The organism is Micromonospora sp. U21 (genome assembly GCF_018070045.1).
In the GTDB taxonomy this organism is placed as follows: Bacteria; Actinomycetota; Actinomycetes; order Mycobacteriales; family Micromonosporaceae; genus Micromonospora.
This window is the reverse complement of record NZ_JAGPYK010000056.1, coordinates 1-18401: the sequence shown is the minus strand read 5'-3', so window position 1 is coordinate 18401 and position 18401 is coordinate 1. Positions and strand designations below refer to the sequence as shown.

Annotated in this window: 23 protein-coding genes, 1 rRNA gene and 1 pseudogene; 14 read left to right on the top strand and 11 right to left on the bottom strand. The window is 69.8% G+C overall.

Annotation, left to right across the window (positions count from 1 at the left end; translation table 11 throughout):
• The 3 genes from KBX63_RS33930 to KBX63_RS33920 all read right to left on the bottom strand — a co-directional run.
• Positions 1-124: ribosomal RNA gene (locus KBX63_RS33930) — 16S ribosomal RNA — on the bottom strand; the annotation flags it as partial.
• Between the two features lie 775 nt (positions 125-899).
• On the bottom strand, positions 900-1163 hold the full coding sequence (locus KBX63_RS33925; protein ID WP_210918528.1) for an SCO4848 family membrane protein: 264 nt from the start codon (positions 1161-1163) through the stop codon (positions 900-902).
• 88 nt (positions 1164-1251) lie between these two features.
• Entirely contained in the window at positions 1252-1707 is a 456-nt protein-coding gene (locus tag KBX63_RS33920) for a hypothetical protein (protein WP_210918527.1), read from the bottom strand.
• Positions 1708-1991: 284 nt separating this feature from the next.
• Here KBX63_RS33920 and KBX63_RS33915 point away from each other — a divergent pair, with 284 nt between their 5' ends.
• From KBX63_RS33915 to KBX63_RS33885, 7 genes are all read left to right on the top strand, one after another.
• A complete protein-coding gene (locus KBX63_RS33915) occupies positions 1992-2447 on the top strand; it encodes a PRC-barrel domain-containing protein (protein ID WP_210918533.1) in 456 nt (151 codons plus the stop codon).
• Between the two features lie 112 nt (positions 2448-2559).
• Positions 2560-2700: a hypothetical protein gene (locus tag KBX63_RS33910; protein ID WP_210918526.1), complete on the top strand. Its 141-nt coding sequence runs from the start codon at positions 2560-2562 to the stop codon at positions 2698-2700.
• Positions 2701-2730: 30 nt separating this feature from the next.
• Positions 2731-3789, top strand: a complete 1059-nt coding sequence (gene trpS, locus KBX63_RS33905; RefSeq protein WP_210918525.1) for a tryptophan--tRNA ligase — start codon at positions 2731-2733, stop codon at positions 3787-3789.
• Positions 3790-3828: 39 nt separating this feature from the next.
• Complete coding sequence (locus KBX63_RS33900) at positions 3829-4752, top strand: low temperature requirement protein A (protein ID WP_210918524.1); 924 nt, start codon at positions 3829-3831, stop codon at positions 4750-4752.
• A 104-nt stretch (positions 4753-4856) separates the two neighbouring features.
• Positions 4857-5204: a YciI family protein gene (locus KBX63_RS33895; RefSeq protein WP_210918532.1), complete on the top strand. Its 348-nt coding sequence runs from the start codon at positions 4857-4859 to the stop codon at positions 5202-5204.
• A gap of 2 nt (positions 5205-5206) precedes the next feature.
• On the top strand, positions 5207-6487 hold the full coding sequence (locus KBX63_RS33890; RefSeq protein ID WP_374102297.1) for an RNA polymerase sigma factor: 1281 nt from the start codon (positions 5207-5209) through the stop codon (positions 6485-6487).
• A gap of 41 nt (positions 6488-6528) precedes the next feature.
• Entirely contained in the window at positions 6529-7128 is a 600-nt protein-coding gene (locus KBX63_RS33885; protein ID WP_210918523.1) for an HAD family phosphatase, read from the top strand.
• A gap of 22 nt (positions 7129-7150) precedes the next feature.
• Here the strand turns inward: KBX63_RS33885 and KBX63_RS33880 are convergent, their stop codons facing one another.
• Complete coding sequence (locus tag KBX63_RS33880) at positions 7151-7666, bottom strand: DUF6194 family protein (protein ID WP_247663892.1); 516 nt, start codon at positions 7664-7666, stop codon at positions 7151-7153.
• Between KBX63_RS33880 and KBX63_RS33875 the strand changes: the two genes are divergently transcribed.
• Positions 7665-8450: a MerR family transcriptional regulator gene (locus KBX63_RS33875; protein ID WP_210918522.1), complete on the top strand. Its 786-nt coding sequence runs from the start codon at positions 7665-7667 to the stop codon at positions 8448-8450. The two genes, KBX63_RS33880 and KBX63_RS33875, sit on opposite strands and share 2 nt — an antisense overlap.
• Before the next feature lie 12 nt (positions 8451-8462).
• Here KBX63_RS33875 and KBX63_RS33870 read toward each other — a convergent pair whose 3' ends face one another.
• The 3 genes from KBX63_RS33870 to KBX63_RS33860 form a co-directional block, all read right to left on the bottom strand.
• Positions 8463-9434 carry an NADP-dependent oxidoreductase gene (locus KBX63_RS33870; RefSeq protein WP_210918521.1) on the bottom strand — a complete coding sequence of 324 codons (972 nt, stop codon included), beginning with the start codon at positions 9432-9434 and terminating at the stop codon, positions 8463-8465.
• Positions 9435-9814: 380 nt separating this feature from the next.
• On the bottom strand, positions 9815-10411 hold the full coding sequence (locus tag KBX63_RS33865; RefSeq protein WP_210918520.1) for a hypothetical protein: 597 nt from the start codon (positions 10409-10411) through the stop codon (positions 9815-9817).
• Positions 10412-10446: 35 nt separating this feature from the next.
• Positions 10447-10746, bottom strand: coding sequence for a hypothetical protein (locus KBX63_RS33860; protein WP_210918519.1), 300 nt, complete (start codon positions 10744-10746; stop codon positions 10447-10449).
• 114 nt (positions 10747-10860) lie between these two features.
• Here KBX63_RS33860 and KBX63_RS33855 point away from each other — a divergent pair, with 114 nt between their 5' ends.
• The 3 genes from KBX63_RS33855 (at position 10861) to KBX63_RS33845 (ending at position 12789) form a co-directional block, all read left to right on the top strand.
• Positions 10861-11097: a GntR family transcriptional regulator gene (locus tag KBX63_RS33855; RefSeq protein ID WP_210918518.1), complete on the top strand. Its 237-nt coding sequence runs from the start codon at positions 10861-10863 to the stop codon at positions 11095-11097.
• A gap of 80 nt (positions 11098-11177) precedes the next feature.
• Entirely contained in the window at positions 11178-11987 is an 810-nt protein-coding gene (locus KBX63_RS33850) for an inositol monophosphatase family protein (RefSeq protein WP_210918529.1), read from the top strand.
• Between the two features lie 148 nt (positions 11988-12135).
• Positions 12136-12789, top strand: a complete 654-nt coding sequence (locus tag KBX63_RS33845) for a DUF998 domain-containing protein (protein WP_210918517.1) — start codon at positions 12136-12138, stop codon at positions 12787-12789.
• Here KBX63_RS33845 and KBX63_RS33840 read toward each other — a convergent pair.
• On the bottom strand, positions 12776-13645 hold the full coding sequence (locus KBX63_RS33840) for an aldo/keto reductase family oxidoreductase (protein ID WP_210918516.1): 870 nt from the start codon (positions 13643-13645) through the stop codon (positions 12776-12778). The two genes, KBX63_RS33845 and KBX63_RS33840, sit on opposite strands and share 14 nt — an antisense overlap.
• Before the next feature lie 181 nt (positions 13646-13826).
• On the opposite strand from KBX63_RS33840, the gene KBX63_RS33835 reads away from it, so the two are divergent.
• On the top strand, positions 13827-14690 hold the full coding sequence (locus tag KBX63_RS33835; RefSeq protein WP_210918515.1) for a helix-turn-helix domain-containing protein: 864 nt from the start codon (positions 13827-13829) through the stop codon (positions 14688-14690).
• Positions 14691-14747: 57 nt separating this feature from the next.
• Here the strand turns inward: KBX63_RS33835 and KBX63_RS33830 are convergent, their stop codons facing one another.
• Positions 14748-15419 (bottom strand): metalloregulator ArsR/SmtB family transcription factor, encoded by a 672-nt coding sequence (locus KBX63_RS33830; protein ID WP_210918513.1) that lies wholly within the window; start codon positions 15417-15419, stop codon positions 14748-14750.
• 98 nt (positions 15420-15517) lie between these two features.
• Between KBX63_RS33830 and KBX63_RS33825 the strand changes: the two genes are divergently transcribed.
• Positions 15518-15964, top strand: coding sequence for a hypothetical protein (locus tag KBX63_RS33825; RefSeq protein ID WP_210918510.1), 447 nt, complete (start codon positions 15518-15520; stop codon positions 15962-15964).
• A 248-nt stretch (positions 15965-16212) separates the two neighbouring features.
• Complete coding sequence (locus tag KBX63_RS33820; RefSeq protein WP_210918506.1) at positions 16213-17094, top strand: class I SAM-dependent methyltransferase; 882 nt, start codon at positions 16213-16215, stop codon at positions 17092-17094.
• A 348-nt stretch (positions 17095-17442) separates the two neighbouring features.
• Here the strand turns inward: KBX63_RS33820 and KBX63_RS33815 are convergent, their stop codons facing one another.
• On the bottom strand, positions 17443-17610 hold the full coding sequence (locus KBX63_RS33815; protein WP_210918504.1) for a hypothetical protein: 168 nt from the start codon (positions 17608-17610) through the stop codon (positions 17443-17445).
• 686 nt (positions 17611-18296) lie between these two features.
• A pseudogene (locus KBX63_RS33810) lies at positions 18297-18401 on the bottom strand (IS5/IS1182 family transposase); the annotation flags it as partial.

The following is an 18401-nucleotide window of genomic DNA, read 5'->3' as shown; positions in this document are numbered from 1 at the left end:
AGGTTGCTCACGTGTTACTCACCCGTTCGCCGCTCGAGTACCCCGAAGGGCCTTTCCGCTCGACTTGCATGTGTTAAGCACGCCGCCAGCGTTCGTCCTGAGCCAGGATCAAACTCTCCAACAAAAAACTTTGTCGAACAGCATCCTGACAACAAACAAATGTTGCCAAAGGAATCCCAACCAGCAATCCAAAAGGATCACCAGTCCGGGGTATAAATCATAATTGGCACTGGCTTTTCAAGCACCCTGTTGAGTTCTCAAAGAACAACCACACACCGATCAAAAGCCCCACCCGGTGGGACCCCATCTCGGGGCTTTCCGTCCGCGTCCCCGTCGCTCACTCGCGCCGGGCACTTTTACTACGTTACCTCACCGTCTTCGCTGTGTCAAACCGTGTGTCCCGGTCTGTCATGCTTCGTACGGGTTGGTTCCGGCGCGCTCACGCAGCAGCGAACCGCTGCGTCAGATCGTCGGATTCGGCAGGCCGGCCGCTGCGGTGTCCCGCAAGCTCGCCCGGTGCCCTGCCGGTGGTGAACCCTACCCGGTCGGTTCCGCTGCACCAAATCCGCCTCGCGGCAGTTTCGGCGAGCCCCGCCCGGACCGTGCCCCGCAGGAGCGAACCCCTACCTGACCCGGCTGCCTGCCCGATTCGGTGCTTCAGGACTTCATCCCGTTTGCCCCGTTCCGCGCTGGCAGAGAGAAAGTTACGCGTCCGTGGGTTTGATCGTCAAATCCGGGGGTAGCGTCCCGCGTCACACTTGCTGCGTAGAGAAGTATCCCCAGGTCAAACCGTCGGACCGGCCCTCGAAGGGTCGGCGCCGCCTGCGCAACGGGGCTCTCCGGCCTCACCGACAGTGACCGGACCACGGGGATCCTGTGCCAACGGTGGGCGAAGGCCGTCAGGCGGCCGGACGGTCCTGGCGCCGGCGGGCGGCGAACCAGGCGCTGACGCCGAGGACTCCGACGGTCGTGCCGATCGCCAGGGACGCCACGATCAGGAGGGCGTGCACCCACAGAAAGCTGGTCGGCGAGCCGTCCCCCACCGCACCGGACGTCCAGGAGCGCGGGTCCTGCCAGATGGCGACCGCGAACCTCGGCCAGATCACCCAGGTCCAGATCCCGACTCCGACCAGGAAGAGAGCCCACCCTCGCGACAGCACCATGGCAGCCGAGTATGCCAGCGGAGCTGGTCACGGGCCGGAACGCCGAGGTGAACCGGTACGAGGTGGACCGGTGCGTTCGCCGGGTGACTCAGAAGCAGGTCCCGATGCCACCGATCGCCGGGTTGGCCCGGTCGTGGTGATGGACGGCGGCGCCCGGGTCGGCCATCAGGCCGCCCCAGATCGTGCAGCCGCCCCGGACGTACGCCCGGACGGGACCGGCCGGGTGAAGCCTGGCGCCGTCGTCGACCTGCGTCGGCAGGTACTCGAGAGCGAGGTAGACCCGCGTGCGGGTGAGCGTGCCCGGGTAGGCCGACTTCACGGTCGCCGTGCAGGCGAACCCGGTGACCCGGTTGTAGAGCAGATGGACGGTGCCGAGTCGGCTGCCGGTCTGCGCGTCCCGAATCGGGTCCTGGTCGACCGGGGCGTAGCCGAGCCCACAGAGCGCCTGTGGGGACTGCGGATCGAGCGTGCCTGCCTGCGCCGTGCTCGCGGTGCCGGTGACGAGGCCCAGCACGGCGCCGACACGTCGAATGGTGCGGTACATCTGCGTCCCCCTTTTCGGCGTTGCCTGGATGCGGGGCCAGAATGGTCGGCGGCGAGCCCGCGATCGAATGTGCCGGTCGGACAGCACCGCCGCGGCCGCTGTGCGGGACGTGGGGCATGGCCCCGCTGACCTGGGCGTTGTCGCTGCCGGTCATCCGCGCTCAACGGCTATGACGTATTTCGCAGCCGGCATTTCCATGAACTCGAAATTGCCGAACTGTTTCCGGCGACAGTGGGGTGGGCACTGCGGAACGGTAGGAACGAGGACCGTCACCGGAGGTGCCCGTGCAACCGTCGATCTTCAATCCCTGGGCCTGGCGCGACCCGTCCGCCCTCGCCGGCGGGTACGCGCAGACCACACCGTCGGTGACCCCGCCGGAGGGCTCCGACGGTGGGCATGAAGGGCCGGACGCTCCCGGCCCCGGCACACCGGTCGACCTGGTCGGCTACCGGGTGCAGGCGAGCGACGGGCGGATCGGCACCATCGACGAGGCGAGCAACGAGGCGGACGCGCAGTACCTGGTGGTCGACACCGGGCCGTGGATTCTCGGCCACAAGGTGCTGCTGCCGGCCGGCACGGTGGCCAGGGTGGACCACCTGGAGCGCAGCGTGCGGGTCGACCTGACACGGCAGGAGATCAAGGACGCTCCGCCGTTCGACCCGGACTCGGCCGGCCCGGAGTACCGGGAACGCGTCGGCAGCTACTACGCCGAGAGCTACCGGCCACGACAGGCGCGGTGACACGGGTAGCGTGAAGCCGTGGTCCGGACGGGCAGGAGCGCGGCAGACGCGGTCGACATGGTCGACGGCCTCCCGCTCGGTGTCGTGCCCGGTTTCCCGACCAGCTCCGGCGATGGCCGTGAGCAACTCCTGGACGTACTCCGTGCCGGTGGTCTGCGGTACCGCGCCGGCGCGCGATGGCGGACGGCTCGCTGAGCCGATCCCGCTGACCGAGGGGGCGAACCCGCCCCGCTCGGCGCGCGCCCACGCGTGACCCACCTTCCCGCACGAGAGGCACACCACCATGTCCAACGCACGAATGCTCACCGGGGACCGGCCCACCGGCCGCCTGCACCTCGGCCACTACGTCGGCAGCATCGCCAACCGGGTCCGGCTGCACCGGCGCTACGAGAGCTTCTTCATCATCGCCGACCTGCACATGCTCACCACCAGGAACCGCCGCGAGGACATCGACCGGGTCTCCGGCAACGCCCGCGAGATGGTGACCGACATCCTCGCCGCCGGCGTCGACCCGGCGCGGGCCACCTTCTACCTCCAGTCCGCCATTCCGGAGGTCGGCGACCTCAACACCCTCCTCCAGAACCTGGTGACCGTGCCCCGGCTGGAGCGGGTGCCGTCGTTGAAGGACATGGCCCGGGACGCCGGCAAGGAGGAGATGCCGTACGGGCTGCTGGGTTACCCGGTGCTCCAGGCCGCGGACATCCTCTGTGTGAAGGGGGAGGTGGTCCCGGTCGGCCGGGACAACGCGGCGCACGTCGAGGTGACCCGGGAGATCGCCCGCCGGTTCAACCACCTGTACGGCCCGGTCTTCCCGGTCCCCGAACTGATCCCGGCGGGCACGCCGAGCCTGGTGGGCACCGACGGCGCGGCCAAGATGAGCAAGAGCCGGGGCAACACGATCGCCCTCTCCGACGACGCGGCCACGGTGCGTCGCAAGGTGCTCGGCATGTACACCGATCCGAACCGGGTGCGGGCCGACGTGCCGGGAAAGGTGGAGGGCAACCCGGTCTTCGCGTACCACGAGGTGTTCAACCCCGATCGTGACGAGGTGGCCGACCTTGCCGGGCGCTACCGGGCCGGGCGGGTGGGCGACGTCGAGGTCAAGGAGCGGCTGATCGTCGCGCTGGAGCGGTTCCTGGAGCCGATCAGGGACCGTCGGGCCGCGATCGAGGCCGACCGCGGGCTGGTCGACCGGCTGATCGTCGAGGGCACCGAACGGACCCGCCAGGAGGTCCGGCAGACGCTGGTCGAGGTCCGCCGGGCGATGGGGCTGACCGGCGCGTACCAGCAGATGCGGCGGCGGGCCGAGCGAAGCCGGCGGCGAACGGACGCCCCGGCCTGAGCCGGCGCGTCCAGCGTGATCGGCGTCCAGGAGACGTCCGTGCTGCCGGACGCGTGGCGGCAGGGCTCGGAGCTGTTCGACGCGCCGCTCACCCTCGCCCTGGCCTACCTGGTCACCAGGGCGGTGCAGCTCGGGGTGCTGTTCTGGGTGAGCGCAACGGACCCGCCGCTGCGCTCGACGCTCCGGTTCTTCGCCGTGCCGGCGACGGCGGCCTGGCTCCCGCTCATCGTCGGTGCGCTGCTCGGTGGCGCCGCCCAGACGGCGCTCTGGACGCTGGCGCTCCTGGTGGACATCGGCGGCGCCCGGCTCGCGTCCGCCTACCGCCCGTGGCCGCTCCGGAGTCTGGACCACTTCAGCGAACGGCTCGGCCTGGTGCTCATCATCGCGCTGGGCGAATCGCTGATCGCGGCAGGCGCGGGGCCGAGGTCGATGGCGCCGGGCGGGGGCGGCCTGGTGGCGGCGCTGCTCGGCCTCGTCACCACGGTCTGCCTGTGGTGGCTCTACTTCGACCGACTGGCGCCCGCCGCCCGGCAGTCCATCATGCTGGTGCCGCGCGAGCGGCGGTCCGACGTTGCCGGTGACGCGTACGGCCTCGTGCACGCGCCCCTGATCATCGGTGCGATCTACGTCGCGCTCGGCATCGAGCAGGTCCTCGGTCATCTCACCGGGGAGAACGAGGGCCGCACCCGGTTGGGCTGGGTCGTCGCCACCGCCCTCTACGGTGGCGCCGCCCTCTACCTGCTCGCACGGTTGCTCTTCCGCCGGCTCACCGTCCGCGCCGTGCACCCGGCGCAGGTCGTCGTCGCGCTGGTGCCGCTGGCCCTGCTGCCGATCGGCCGGTCCCTGCCCGCGCTGGCCGCGCTCGCCCTGCTGACCGTCTTCCTGATCGGCGTGACCTGGTACGAGCGGCGGATCGACCGACGCGGCCCGCACAGCGAAGCAGCGCAGCCGGTCGCTCCGTGAGCCTCGGAAAAGTTTCCGGCCGCCGTGTCGATGTCCCCGGTGCCCGTTCGTCGTCATGCTGTACGGCGACAAGCCGCACCGAGAGGAGCCGAAGCGTGAAGTACATGCTGCTGTTCATGAGCCCCACGACCGACTGGGACACGCCCGTCGACGGGTGCGACTTCGAGGACTGGATCCGCTACGACCGGGAGATGAAGGACGCCGGGATCTGGGTGTCCGGGTACCCCTTGCAGGACCTGACCAGCTGCACGACCGTGCAGGTCGGCCCGGCCGGCGAACGCACGATCACCGACGGGCCGTTCGCCGAGACCCGCGAGGTGCTCGGCGGGTACGACATCATCGACGTGCCGGACCTCGACGCCGCGCTGGAATGGGCGGCCCGCAGCCCGGGTGCCCTCGGCGGCGGGTCGGTCCAGGTGCGCCCGATCGCCGAGATCGAGGTGGAGGTCTGACGGTGCCCGACGAGGGGGCAGCCGGGACGAGGCCGGTCGGGTCGTCCGTCGAGGCGGTGTTCCGCGAGGAGCGCGGCCGGCTGCTCGCCTCGCTCGTGCATCGCTTCGGCGACCTCGACCTGGCCGAGGAGGTCGCCTCCGAGGCCATCGAGGCGGCGCTGGTGCACTGGCCGACCGACGGCGTCCCGAGTCGGCCGGGCGCCTGGCTGCTCACCACGGCCCGCCGCCGCGCCGTGGACCGGCTGCGCCGCGACCGGGTGCTGGCCACCCGGCTCGCCGTACTCCAGGCCGAGGCCGAGCGGACGGACCCCGCTCCACCCGCCGACGCGGACCGCGACCTGCCCGACGACCGGCTGGCGCTCTTCTTCACCTGCGCCCACCCGGCCCTGCCCGCACAGGACCGCGGCGCGCTCACCCTGCGCTTCCTCGCCGGCCTCACCACGGCCGAGGTCGCGCGGGCGTTCCTGGTGCCACCCGCGACCATGGCCCAGCGACTCGTCCGGGCCAAGCGGAAGATCCGCGACGCCCGCATCCCGTTCCGGGTGCCGGGCACCGACGAACTACCCGAACGCCTGCCCACGGTGCTCCAGGCGGTCTACTCGATCTTCACCGAGGGGTACGCCGCCAGCTCCGGCCCGGATCTCCAGCGGACCGACCTCGCCGAGGAGGCCATCCGGCTGGCCCGGATCCTGCGCCGGCTGCTGCCCGCCGAACGGGAGATCGCCGGGCTGCTCGGGCTGATGCTGCTCATCCACGCCCGGCGCGCCGCGCGTACCGGGCCGGACGGCGGGATCGTCCTCCTCGATGACCAGGACCGCGGACGCTGGGACCACCGCATGATCGACGAGGGGCGCCGGCTGGTGCTCGTCGCGCTGACCGGCGGACCACCCGGGCCGTACGGGCTACAGGCCGCCATCGCCGCACTGCACGACGAAGCCGCCGACGTGGCCAGCACCGACTGGCCCCAGGTGGTGGCGCTCTACGACGTACTGCTCGGGCTGGTTCCCTCCCCGGTCGTCGCGCTCAACCGGGCCGCCGCGGTGGCCATGCGGGACGGGCCGGAGGCCGGGCTGGCCCTGCTGGACGAGTTGGCCGATGATGCCCGGCTGCGTGGCTACCACCTCTATCCGGCCAGCCGGGCCGACCTGCTGCGCCGGCTCGGCCGGTACGGCGAGGCCGCGGCGGCGTACCGCAACGCGCTGACGTTGGTCGGCACCGAGCCGGAACGGGCGCACCTGCTCCGCCGGCTGGAATCCGTCACCGCCGAGGAGCCGGCCGACTGAGCGGATCCGCCGGTTGGCGGCGTCCGCTGTAGCCTGCTCGGGTGAGTCTGCCTCTGCCAGCCGGCGAGTTCGCGGCGTACCTGTTCGACTGCGACGGCACCATCGTCGACTCGATGCCGCTGCACTACCTGGCCTGGCGGCGGGCCCTGGACGAGTGGGGCTGCGAGTTCCCCGAGGACCTCTTCTACGCGTGGGGCGGCCGGCCGACCGTCGACATCATCGTCGAGCTGAACGAGCAGCACGACCTGGCCATGCCGGTGGCGACCGTCGTCGAGCGCCGGGAGAGCTACTACCAGGAGTTGCTGCCGCAGCTCGCCGCGGTGCCCGAGGTGCTGGCGCACATCCACGACGCGCACCGGCGGGTCCCGTTCGCTGTCGTCTCCGGCAGCACCCGCGCCTCGGTCACCGCCTCCCTCGACGCGCTGGGCCTGCTCGACCGGTTCGACGTGCTGGTCTGCGCCGACGACTACACGCGGGCCAAGCCCGACCCGGAAGCCTTCCTGCTCGCGGCGGGGCACCTCGGCGTACCCCCGGGCTCCTGCCTGGTCTTCGAGGACACCGACCTGGGCATCCAGGCCGCCACCGCGGCCGGCATGGCGTCGGTACGCGTCCCGCGACCCCGGGACCGATCCGAGGGGTGACGGGGCCGGCCGGCGCGTGGGATCAGTCCGGGCGGTGCTGCCGGTGGAGCGAACGTTGGTGGCGCCGTAGCGCCCGGTGATGCGCGTGCGCGAGCAACCGGTCGACCTCGGTCAGGCTGCGCGGACCCGGGTTGAGCACGCACGCCCACCCGTGGGTGCCGTAGGCGGGATGGGGCACGACCTGATCGAGCGCCGTGAAGTCGACCGCGGAACGATGCTCGGCGGACTGGGCCGGCGGGTAGCCGAACAGACGCTCGAACTCCTCCCGGCCGAGGTCCAGGCTGAGCCGGAAGACGCCGGGCCGGTCGAGTTCCGAGTCCTCGTCGAAGCCGGCGGTGTCCTGCCCGACGAGGGTGGCGAACGGCCGGCGGCGGTCCGGCCCGACGAAGAAGAACCGGTCGCCCCAGCTGGACCGTGGGGCGCCGGAAGCTTCGTCGGCGAGGACGAGGGCCACCTCGGGCAGGGCGAGGATGAGCTGGGCGATGTCGTCGGCACCGAGGTCGAACGACCAGGCGGCGGGCATGGATGAAGAAGCCATGACCTTCACCGTATCGTTGAACCACCCGTTGAGACTCTCGCCGTTTCCGCCGTTGGAGCCCGAGCTGAACCCTCAAATAGCAGGACACGCCTACCGGCCGGTGGACCTGGCCCGGGAGCACAACATCTCCAGCCAGGCCGTCCGCAACTACGAGCGCGACGGCGTCATCCCCACCGCCCGGCGTACGCCGAGCGGCTACCGCGTCTACACCGAGGTGCACGCCGCGGCGCTGCGCGCGTACCTGACGCTCGTCGCGGGGCACGGATACGCGACGGCCGGCGAGATCATGCGGGCCGCCGTCCGGGGCGACCTGGACACCGCCCTGCGCGCCGTCGACACCAGTCACGCGCAACTGCTGCGCGACCGCGAAACGCTCGACGCCGTCGAGACGACCATCGGGGTGCTCACCGCCGCACCGATCTCCACCCCGCCCGGCCGACCGCTGACCGTCGGCGACCTCGCCCACCGGCTCGGGGTGACGCCGGCGACGCTACGCAAGTGGGAGCGGGCCGGCGTCCTGTCCCCGGCGCGCGACCGACCCTCGCGGCAGCGGCAGTACGGCCCCGAGGACGTCCGCGACGCCGAGCTGGCGCACCTCCTGCGCCGGGGCGGCTACCTGCTGGACCACATCGCGACCGTGATGCGGCAGGTACGCGCGGCCGACGGCCCGGGGCCGCTGGCGGCGTCGCTGCACGCCTGGCGGGAGCGGCTGGCCACGCGAGGACACGCGATGCTGGTGGCCGCCGGCCACCTCGCCAGCTACCTGGCGACGGCCGGGCCGTGATCGCCCTCGCCCCTAGCGGACCGTCAGCAGCAGCTTGCCCGGAAAGGAGGTCTTCAGCCGCCGGTGGGCCTCCACCACCTTGCCCAGCGGGAACGTCTCGGCGACGTGCACCTCGAACGGCCCCGCCTCGATGAGCTCGTTGAGGCGCTGCAACTGCTGGGGGTTGGCCGCGCCGTCGTACGCCCGGACGGGCACGCCCGGCCGCTCGCGCGGCTCCGGCTGCACACCGTGGGGGTACGCGACCACCCCGCCGTCGGACAGTGTCTCAGTGAGCCGGTCCAGTGTCTCGCCGCCGGCCATCGCCAGGATCCCGCCCACGCCGTCCGGGACTGCCTCCCGGATCCGCGCGATCACCTGGGTGTGGTCACCGTGGCCGTCGAGGGACACGTCGGCGCCGAGTCGGGTCACCAGTGCCACGCCGTCCGGCCCGGAAGCCACGGCGATCACGTTGAGCCCCTGTCGCTTGGCCAACTGCACGGCCAGGTGGCCCTGACCGCCGCTCGCGCCGAAGATCAGCAACCAGGCGCCGGCCGGCAGACCGAGGGCGTCCAGCCCGGCCAGCGCGGTCAGCGCGTCGGTGGGCATGGCGCCGGCGTGCTGCGCTGACACACCCTCGGGCAGCTTGGCGGCGTACTGCGCCTTCGCCACGGCGTACTCGGCGTAGAAGCCGCCCTTCGGCCGGGTGGTGGCGGCGACGTAGACCAGGTCACCGACCGCCACGTTGGTCACCTGGCCGCCGACTGCGGCGACGGTTCCGGCACCGTCGGCGCCGGGCACGATCGGGAATGCGGCGCCCTCGGGCACCAGCGTGCCCTGCCGCTCGTACGCGTCCCACACCCCGACGCCGGCGTTCCACACCTTGATCAGCACCTCGTCGTCGGCGACCTCCGGCACCGGCAGGATCCGCAGGGTGATCACTTCCGGCCCGCCGAACTCGTCGAAGGCCGCGGCCTGCATCTGCTCGGGCACGTCCCCGTCAACCATGTGGATTCCCCCTCCGTGCCGGCGTCACCGTCGCAGCATGCCGGCTCCGGGACGGGCCCGGTCCGGGCCTGAGCAGCGTTCACCCACAAGGGCGACCGACGGCGTTGTAACCGTCGATCGTCCAGCCGTGTTCGCCCGGTCATCGAAAAGTGTCAATGTTCTTACCGAAACTTCGACGCCCGTTGGTGCCATCAGCCAGGACGTCACCAGACCCGGGACGCCATCGATCACCGCAGATGGGGACGGCAGAGCACTGCTGGATACCGAAAATTTTCGACACGGACGGGCGCCAGCCCCCGGCCGGGTGCCCAGAAAGCGCCGCGAGATCGGCTCGTGGACCGGGCGACCCGGTGCGATACGACCGCCATTCGGCCCGACCCTCAGTGGACCCGGTGCCAGAGGGGGAGGAGTCCGGAGAGGATCAACGCGGCGCCGATCGGCAGCAGGTCCAGGTTGACGGCGATCGGCACGAAGCCGAGCAGCACCAGCGGCGGGCCCCAGCCTGGAAGTAGTTGCGGCCTGCCGACAGCGGCGCGTACCAGCAGGGTGAGCAGGCCGAACTGGAACAGCAGGGGCCCCGCCGCCATGGCCGGATCCGGCAGTGGCGCGGCGTCGGCCAGCCGGGGGAAGAGGTCGCCGAGGATCACCCACAGGAACGCGGCCACGCCGACGAGACCGGCGGCCGTCGCCACATCCAGAAGCACCCGGAGCCCGGTGCGCGGCGTGGTGCTCGAACCAGCGGCACCGGCGGACGCGAGCAGCCGCCGCAGACCGACGACCAGACCGGCGAAGAGCACGAACGCGACCAGGAACAGGGCATGACCCAGGTTCCACGCCCAGCCCGAGCCGTGGTCGCCGTCCAGGCCGTCGATGATCCGCAGGACGCCGTAGAGCAGCACGAGCATGGGGGCGCCGACGGCGGCCGTCCGCACCATGCGGATCGGCTGGCGGGAGACCCGTGCGTCGGTGCCGGTCATCGCCCCAGCCTGGCAGGACGGCGGGTGACGCTCCATCAGGAAATCCCCGTACCCGTCCCGGAGATGCCCACCCTGAGACCGATCGCCACGCGCAGGAGGTGCGACTGCCGGTCATCCCACCTAGAGAGATCGCCTGCGTAGCAGCCGGTACCGCTCCAGCCGCTCCGAGCGGTACCGGTCGAGGGTGAGGGCAGCATCGGCGAGACGAGGATCGTGCAGGCCCCGCATTCGTTGCGCTCGTGGAACTGGACGCAGTAGGACGCAAGCTCAACCTTGAACGGCACCCGGCTCAGTACCTCGTCAAGACCCATCACTACCGCCTTCTTGCTGTGCATTCCCTACGGACGCCTCCCAACCTAGGCCAACTCGTCCTACTCGTACAGCTGGCTCTAGACGTCTAACCCGTACCCGACGCCCAGTTAGTATAAGCCGTTCATAAGGTCTCGCTCATGGTTGACGAGATGTCCCCGGTGGCGCTCTACATCCAACTGGCGGATCTTCTCGCCAAGAAGATCGAGAGCGGGAAGCTCAAGCCACGCCAGCCGCTCCCGAGTGAGGCCCACCTCCAGCAGGAGTACGGCGTCGCTCGCGGCACGGTCCGGGCAGCCGTCCGCCTACTGCGGGAGCGAGGGCTCGTCGTGACGCTCCCGGCTCGCGGTACGTACGTCGCCGACCGGAAGCCGTAGACCTCGAACTCCCCCCGCGTCCAGGCGGCTCGGCGGTCCACCGGACGAAGCTGCGGCGGCAGCCGTGTAATCCTGCTCGCATACTGATCAAAGACGAAGACGTGGCGATCACGGCAGCGGAGGCGGGAGCCGCTGTCGTGCGGACCATGTACGGGGCCTCGCTGACGCGCTTCGACAAATCCGGGGGCGACTTCGCCACTGCTGCGGACATCGAAGCGGAAAAGGCCATCCTCGACGTTCTCCGTTCCACCCGCCCGCAGGATGCCGTCACGGGTGAGGAGAGCGGACGCACAGGTGCCAGCGTCGCCGAGCGGATGTGGCTGGTCGACCCCCTGTGCGGCACGCTGAACTACGCCGCACGCACCATGCTGGTGGGAGTGAACGTCGCGCTACGAACGGGTTCGACAGTCACCGCGGCGGCCTCAGCCGACCCGTTCGCCGAAGAAATATTCTGGACTGACGGCACTCGTGCGTACGTGCGCCGCGACGGCGTGGACGAGCAGCTCAGGCCGTCGGCCGAGTCGACGTTGGTGGACGTCAACCTCGATCCACCGTTCCCGAACGCGCCAGCGTTCCGGGCTGTGCGGCTGCTCGCCGACGCGGGGTTCGTCGAGCGGTTCCGCCCGCGCGTGGTCTCCACCAGCCTGGCAGCGGCGTGGGTGGCGGCCGGCCGGCGAGCCGCGTACGTGACCGACGGCGACCTGCGGGACAGTGTGCACTTCGCCGCTGGAATCGCGCTGTGCCAGGCAGCGGGATGCGTGGTCACCGGCATCCAGGGCCAGCCGCTGCACACGGGAGCGGGCGGGCTCATCGTGGCGGCAGATCAGCAGACGCACGCCGCCCTGCTGGCACTCGTCGAGACACAACTCTCCCCAGCTTCGGATTGTTGACCCTGGGTAAACGACGAAGGCGCGATCGCGCCTTGATGGGGTGTGGCCGGTAGCGAATCGTGAAGGTCACCGGACAGGGGTCAATCCGCTGTCCCGCAGGTGCCGCCGCGTTCGCCGGCGCCGCGACCATCACAAGGGAGTACGCGCTGTGACCACTGGATTCGCCTCGGCCGCACCCAAATTCGCCACCACCTCCAACCCCACCACCCTCCTGCTGCTCCGCTGCGGTGTCGCGGCGGGCCCGGTCTTCCTCGCCGTGGGCGCGGCGCAGGGTCTCGCCCGTGACGGCTTCGACTTCGGCCGCAACGCGATCAGTCAGCTCAGCCTCGGTGCATGGGGCTGGATCCAGGTGGTCAACTTCGTGATCACGGCCGTCCTCCTGATCGCCGGCGCGACGGGTCTACGCCGAGCGCTGCCGGACGGTTCCGCGCGGAGGTGGGCACCGCCGCTGGTCGGTGCCTTCGGCGGGACGTTCCTGGTCGCCGCGATCTTCCCCGCGGATCCGGGCGCCGGATTCCCCGACGGCCCGCAGGCGCCCGCCACGGCGTTGAGCGGCCCCGGCGCCGTGCACATGGTCGCCGCCAGCCTGGGCTTCATGGCGCTCTGCGTCGCCTTCGTCGTGCTGGCCCGCCCGTTCGCGGTCGCGGGGCACCACGGCTGGGCGCTGGTGTGCCGGATCGTGCCGGTGGTGGTTCTCGCCGGCCTGGCCGCCTCGTCCGCCACCGTGCTGGCCTTCACCGCGGGCGCCGCAGTCGCGCTGCTGTGCCTCTCCCTGGTGACCGCCCGCCTCAGCCGGCGCTGATGGCATCCATCTCGGCCAGCGCGTCCTCGGGAAGGGTCAGCGCGGTGGCGGAGAAGTTCTCCCGCAGGTGCGCGACGGATGAGGTGCCGGGAATGAGCAGGATGTTCGGGGAACGCTGGAGCAGCCACGCCAGCGCGACGGCCATGGGCGTGTTGCCGAGACGCGTGGCGACCGCGTTCAGTTCCGCGGACTGCAGCGGGGAGAAGCCGCCGAGCGGGAAGTAGGGCACGTAGGCGATGCCCTGGGCGGCGAGGGAGTTGATCATGTCGTCGTCGTCCCGGTTCGCGATGTTGTAGAAGTTCTGCACACAGACGATCGGGGCGATGGACTGCGCCTCGGCGATCTGCTCGGCGTTGACCGTGCTGAGACCGATTTGCTTGATCAACCCCTCCTGCTGTAGCTGCGCGAGCGCGGCGAACGGCTCGGAGATGGAGCCCGGGGTGGGCCTGTCGAAGCCGCCGACGCGCAGGTTGACCACGTCGAGCACGTCGAGCCCGAGGTGATGCAGGTTGTCGTGCACAGCGTGGCGCAGTTGCTCGGGAGCCAGCGCCTTCAGCCAGTTCCCCTCGGCGTCCCGCACCGATCCGACCTTCGTCACAACGTGCAGGTCGTTCGGATACGGGTGCAGGGCCTCCTTGATGATCTCGTTGGTGACGTACGGGCCGTAGAAGTCGGCCGTGTCGATGTGGTTGATTCCCAGGTCGACGGCCTCGCGCAGCACCGCCACCGCGGCGTCGCGGTCGGCCGGCGGACCGAGGACGTGCGGGCCGGCCAACTGCATCGCGCCGTACCCCATCCGGGCGACCACCAGATCCCCCCTGGTGAACGTCCCGCCGGGAACTGTGGTTGGCGTCATGACGATTCCTCTCACTGTTGCCGTAAATCGGGCGATCTTCGCGCCGAGGCGGGCGCCAGACGGCGGCGCCAGCGGGTGACTGCCCCACTCCGCCCGACGAGGTGGAACAGGCTGAGCCCCGGTGATCCTGGGAGTGGCAGGGACAGGCAGACCGCGACCTCACGCGGTTAAGCTGGGGACGGTGCGCGACAACAATCTGCTCGGGGGCTACCTGCGGGCCCGCCGCGAGCTCGTCCAGCCCGACACTGTGGGCCTGCCCGCCGACGGGGTGCGACGCGTCGCCGGCCTACGGCGTGAAGAGGTCGCCATGCTCGCCGGCATCAGCGCTGACTACTACCTGCGACTCGAGCAGGGCCGCGACCGCAATCCCTCGATACAGGTCCTTGAGGCACTCGCCCGTGTCCTGCGCCTCGACGACGCGGCGACCGACTACCTGCTGAGCCTGGCCACACCGCAGCCCCGGCACCGGCGACGCCGTCCCCGCCGCGAGACCGCACCGGCCAGCATCCGGCAACTGCTCGACGTCATGGGCGTACCGGCATTCGTCGAGAGTCGCTACTTCGACGTACTCGCTGCCAACAGCCTCGCCCGCGCGCTGTCGCCCAACCTGGAGGCCGGCCAGAACCGGCTCACGGCCGTGTTCCTCGACCCGGCCGAGCGCGCGATGTTCCCCGACTGGGACCAGGCCACCGCAGACCTGGTCGGCAGCTTTCGCAGGGCGGTGGGCACCGACACCGACGACCCACGATTCGTCCAGCTCGTCGGTGAACTGTCCCTGTCGAGCCCACGATTTCGGCAACTCTGGGCCCGGCACGACGTCCGCACCTGCGAGGGCATGCCCACCCGCATCCAGCACCCTCAGGTCGGCGACCTCACTCTCCACCGCGAGAAGCTCGGCATCGGCGGCGCCAAAGGTCAGCTGCTCGTTGTCTACCACGCTCAACCGGGCACGAGCAGCGCAGAGAAGATGGCCCTGCTCGCCTCCCTGGCCGCCCCCGCCGCTCCGGTCACCCCGGCCACGGCAGCCGACATCGCCGTAGCCTGACAGCCCCGGTCACGTGCCGAGGCAGAGACGCGCGGAACCCGCGCCGGAGGCGCCGGCTCAGCGTGCTGCCGGCGTCAGCCGCACACAGCAGTGGTCCGGGCTCGGATCGAGCACCACCTGGTGCTGTTCGCCCGCACCGTCCGTGACGCCCCGCAGCAGCTGAAGGTTCACCCCGCACACGAGTGCCGTGAACTGCTGGGCGAGCCGATGGAACGGACAGTTGCCCAGGGCCAGAGTGGCGCCGTCGTGATCCTGGCGCCGTGGCTCGTAGCCGGCCTCCTCGAGCGCCGCCACGACATCGTCGGCCGCCGCGCCGATCGATCTGCCGGCCTCATAGGCCGTCCGGTCCAGCACCTCTCGGACGGGAACCCCGGTGTCGATCGACTCTGCCACGGCCGCCGCGAGCAACCCGCCGACGAGGTCGTAGTGCCGCTCGGGCACCGACACCGCCACCTCGCCTGCCATCCGCCGGTACAGCTTCGCGGGGCGACCCGCGCCGGGCCCCGTGCGGCCCGCTGGCCGGCGGTACTCGACGGCCAGCAGGCCCTGCTCTGCGAGCCGGTCGAGATGGAATGCGGCGACGCGCCGGCTGACGCCCAGACCCTCAGCCGCCGCGTCACGGCTGATCGCCATCGCGCTGCGGGCGACGAAGTCGAACACGGCTCGGCGTGTCGGGTCGTCGAGGGCGGCCAGGGCGGCGATTCGGTCGGGCCGGGGGCGAGGAGCCATGACCGAAGTGTAAAACACGCGTCTGTTGACTTTAGAAGGGCACGCCCCTAGCGTTTCTAAGAGACGAACAACACGTTTCTAGAAGATTGGAGACCCTCGTGGCCACCATCGCATCGGGCTCGTCAACGATCGCTCGGCTGACCGCACGCGCAGGAGACCCTGCCCAACAAGCGTTCCTGTTGTTGCGCACCGTCTTCACGGTGGCGCCGATCGCGTTCGGCCTGGACAAGTTCTTCAACCTGTTGGCCGACTGGCCGACCTACCTCGCGCCCTTCGTTGACCGGCTCGTCCCGGGCACCGGGCAGCAGGCGATGTACGCCGTTGGCGTGATCGAGGTCCTGGCCGGCCTCCTTGTGGCGGCGCGGCCGAAGTACGGCGCTGTCGTGGTGGCCGCCTGGCTGGCCGGCATCATCGTGAACCTTCTGCTGCTCGGCGAGTTCTACGACGTGGCGCTGCGCGACTTCGGCCTGCTCGTCGGCGCGCTCGCACTGTCGCGGCTGGCCACCCGTCGCCGACCCGCAGAACCGGCCGCCCCTCGCGCGTAGCGACTCGGTGCGGTCCACCGACATCGATTGACAAGAGGCGTCTGACCGCTTTCCGGCAGGTCAGACGCCTCTTGATCTCGTACGCCCGAATGGGTTCGAACCCCTGACCTTCTGAACCATAGTCGGCGCGAGTCCACGTGCGCTCCGTCGGCGACTTGTGGCGTGACTCGACGACGAATATCGGCCCGATGTATCGGCTTGATATATCGGGGCGGCGCTTGCGGTCACCCGGTTGACGGGGAGGTGCGATGAGGTCGATCGACTACGACACGGAGCAGTACCAGGACTACGCGCGCGGCCGCGCGCTCGCCCAGCAGCAACTGCATGAGTGGATCAGCGCCTTTGAAGCGGTACTGCCCGAGCGGCGTCCGCTGGCGGGGCTGGACGTCGGCTCAGGGACCGGCAGGTTCACGCCCGCGCTGGCAGGAGCGTTCGGGCCCGTCACCGGCGTCGAGCCCTCGGTCCGGATGCGCGAGATTGCACAGAAGCAGTCCCAGCATCCCGGTGTGCGGTATCTGGCAGGCACCGCCGAGGACATGCCGGTGCCGTCCGGCAGCGCCGACTACGCTCTCATGTTCTTGTCCTGGCACCACGTCCAGCACAAGCCCCGGGCAGCCCGGGAGCTGGCCAGGGTGCTCAAGCCCGGCGGGCGGCTGCTACTGCGCGCGAACTTCAGCGACCACCATCCGCGGCCGTGGTGGCTGGAGTACTTCCCCCGCGGTTACGAGGTGGACGCCTCCCTGTTCCAGCCCCTGCATGAGGTCATCGCGATGTTCACGTCGGTGGGTTGGCACGTTGCCAGCTTCGACACGGTCACCGAGCCGTCCTCGGGCACCTGCGGCGACATGCTCGACCGGCTGCGCCTGCGTACTCTCTCGTTCTTCGCGCAGCTCAGTCCCGACGACCTGGAGGCCGGCTTCCGCCAACTGGAGCAGGCAGTTGCCGCGGACCCCGACGCACCAGCACCGGTGGGCGGAGTATGGGCCAACACAGCCACGCCAAGCCTGACGGCGAGGACGATCGCCACGACGGCTGGCGCTCCGAGCAGCAGCCCTGCCCTTACGCTTCCTCAATCCTGCCGCGCTGAAGAAAGTTGGGTTACGGGCGGAAGAGGAGTGACCACCAAATAGCAGGGCCGACCCCAAATGGGACCGGCCCCGCAGCAGCAGTTCTACCCTGGGTGATACGCGTAGGCGACTAAGTAACCATCCCCGAGTTCGCCTTGAAGTCGTCGAGCGAGGCTCTCGCCCCACGTGGCGAACTCTTCGTCCTCCTGCCCACTTGCAAACCCTACGGAACTCGATGCGCCCGACGCGAAGAGCGAATCAAATCGATCGGACCAGCGCATCAGCTCGGTAGCAAGGCTAGTGCTGACTGGAAGTTCCGTTGGGTCGGTGTCATTCCACAGCCCGTCATTTCCGAGAACCCACACGGGGTAGCATCGGAACTCTGGAAACATTCTGATTCGCTGCATCGCCTCAGTAAAGTCCCGACTGCAGGTTCGCTCCGAATACGAAGCCGTTGTCACCGACGGTGACGGCCAGCTTTACGTTATGGCCATTGTACGTGGTTTCGTAGATGGGCCTGCCGACATCTTTTCCCTGATAGCCAACGATCTTGCCTTGGGTGGCAGCATTTACCGGCACCTTGGATCATCCCCTGTGGAAATTGTTCCCGAGAAATCCAACGCGGAGCGTGAATAGATCCACCAGGAACATGCGGCTGAAACGAAGTTGGCGCTGAATTGTCCCTCTTCCGAGCGGGACTGATGAGAAATTCAGAATTTCGGCTATGGTTGCCACCACCCCCGCAACTACGCAAACAACGAATACGAGGGCGCACGGAAGAACTACAACCAATAACGCGCCGCGCCCGATCATTCCACCAGTAGCCAAACCCTGGGCCAGCACGCCACCGGCAAGCGAGATCAACACGCCTCGCCAGGAAAGCACGAGCAATCGATAGGACCTACGACTCCGGACTGCGCGCGCCCGCTCAGCTGACAAGGCTCTCACCGACCCTGAACGAATTCGGTCACCATGGCCAGTCAAACCAGCGGCCTGACCAGGTTTTGGACTTGCCCTCCGTATAACCGCCACCGACCCCAACTCCAACCATACCGCCGGCCGTATTCACGGGCTGGCCACAAGCCCTTGAACCCGATGGATATGAGAGCCCCTACGGAGACTTCGGCGCCCGCGCCGGCCTCCCAGTAACTGGATACGCCAGGCTGGTCGTCGATAGTTCCGTCGGAGGCTGCGGAGCTGAGGCCAAAAAAGGCCGGCATTAGGTCCAAAGTCCCCTGTCGCTTAAGAGCGACCGGCAATAGGTGTCACTTGAGTCGGCGGGTGGTGGGCCGGGTATCCCAGCGGTAGAGGACCCGTGCCCGTTGGATGAGTTGACGGACGGTGACGATGGCGGCGGCCAGGTACAGGTA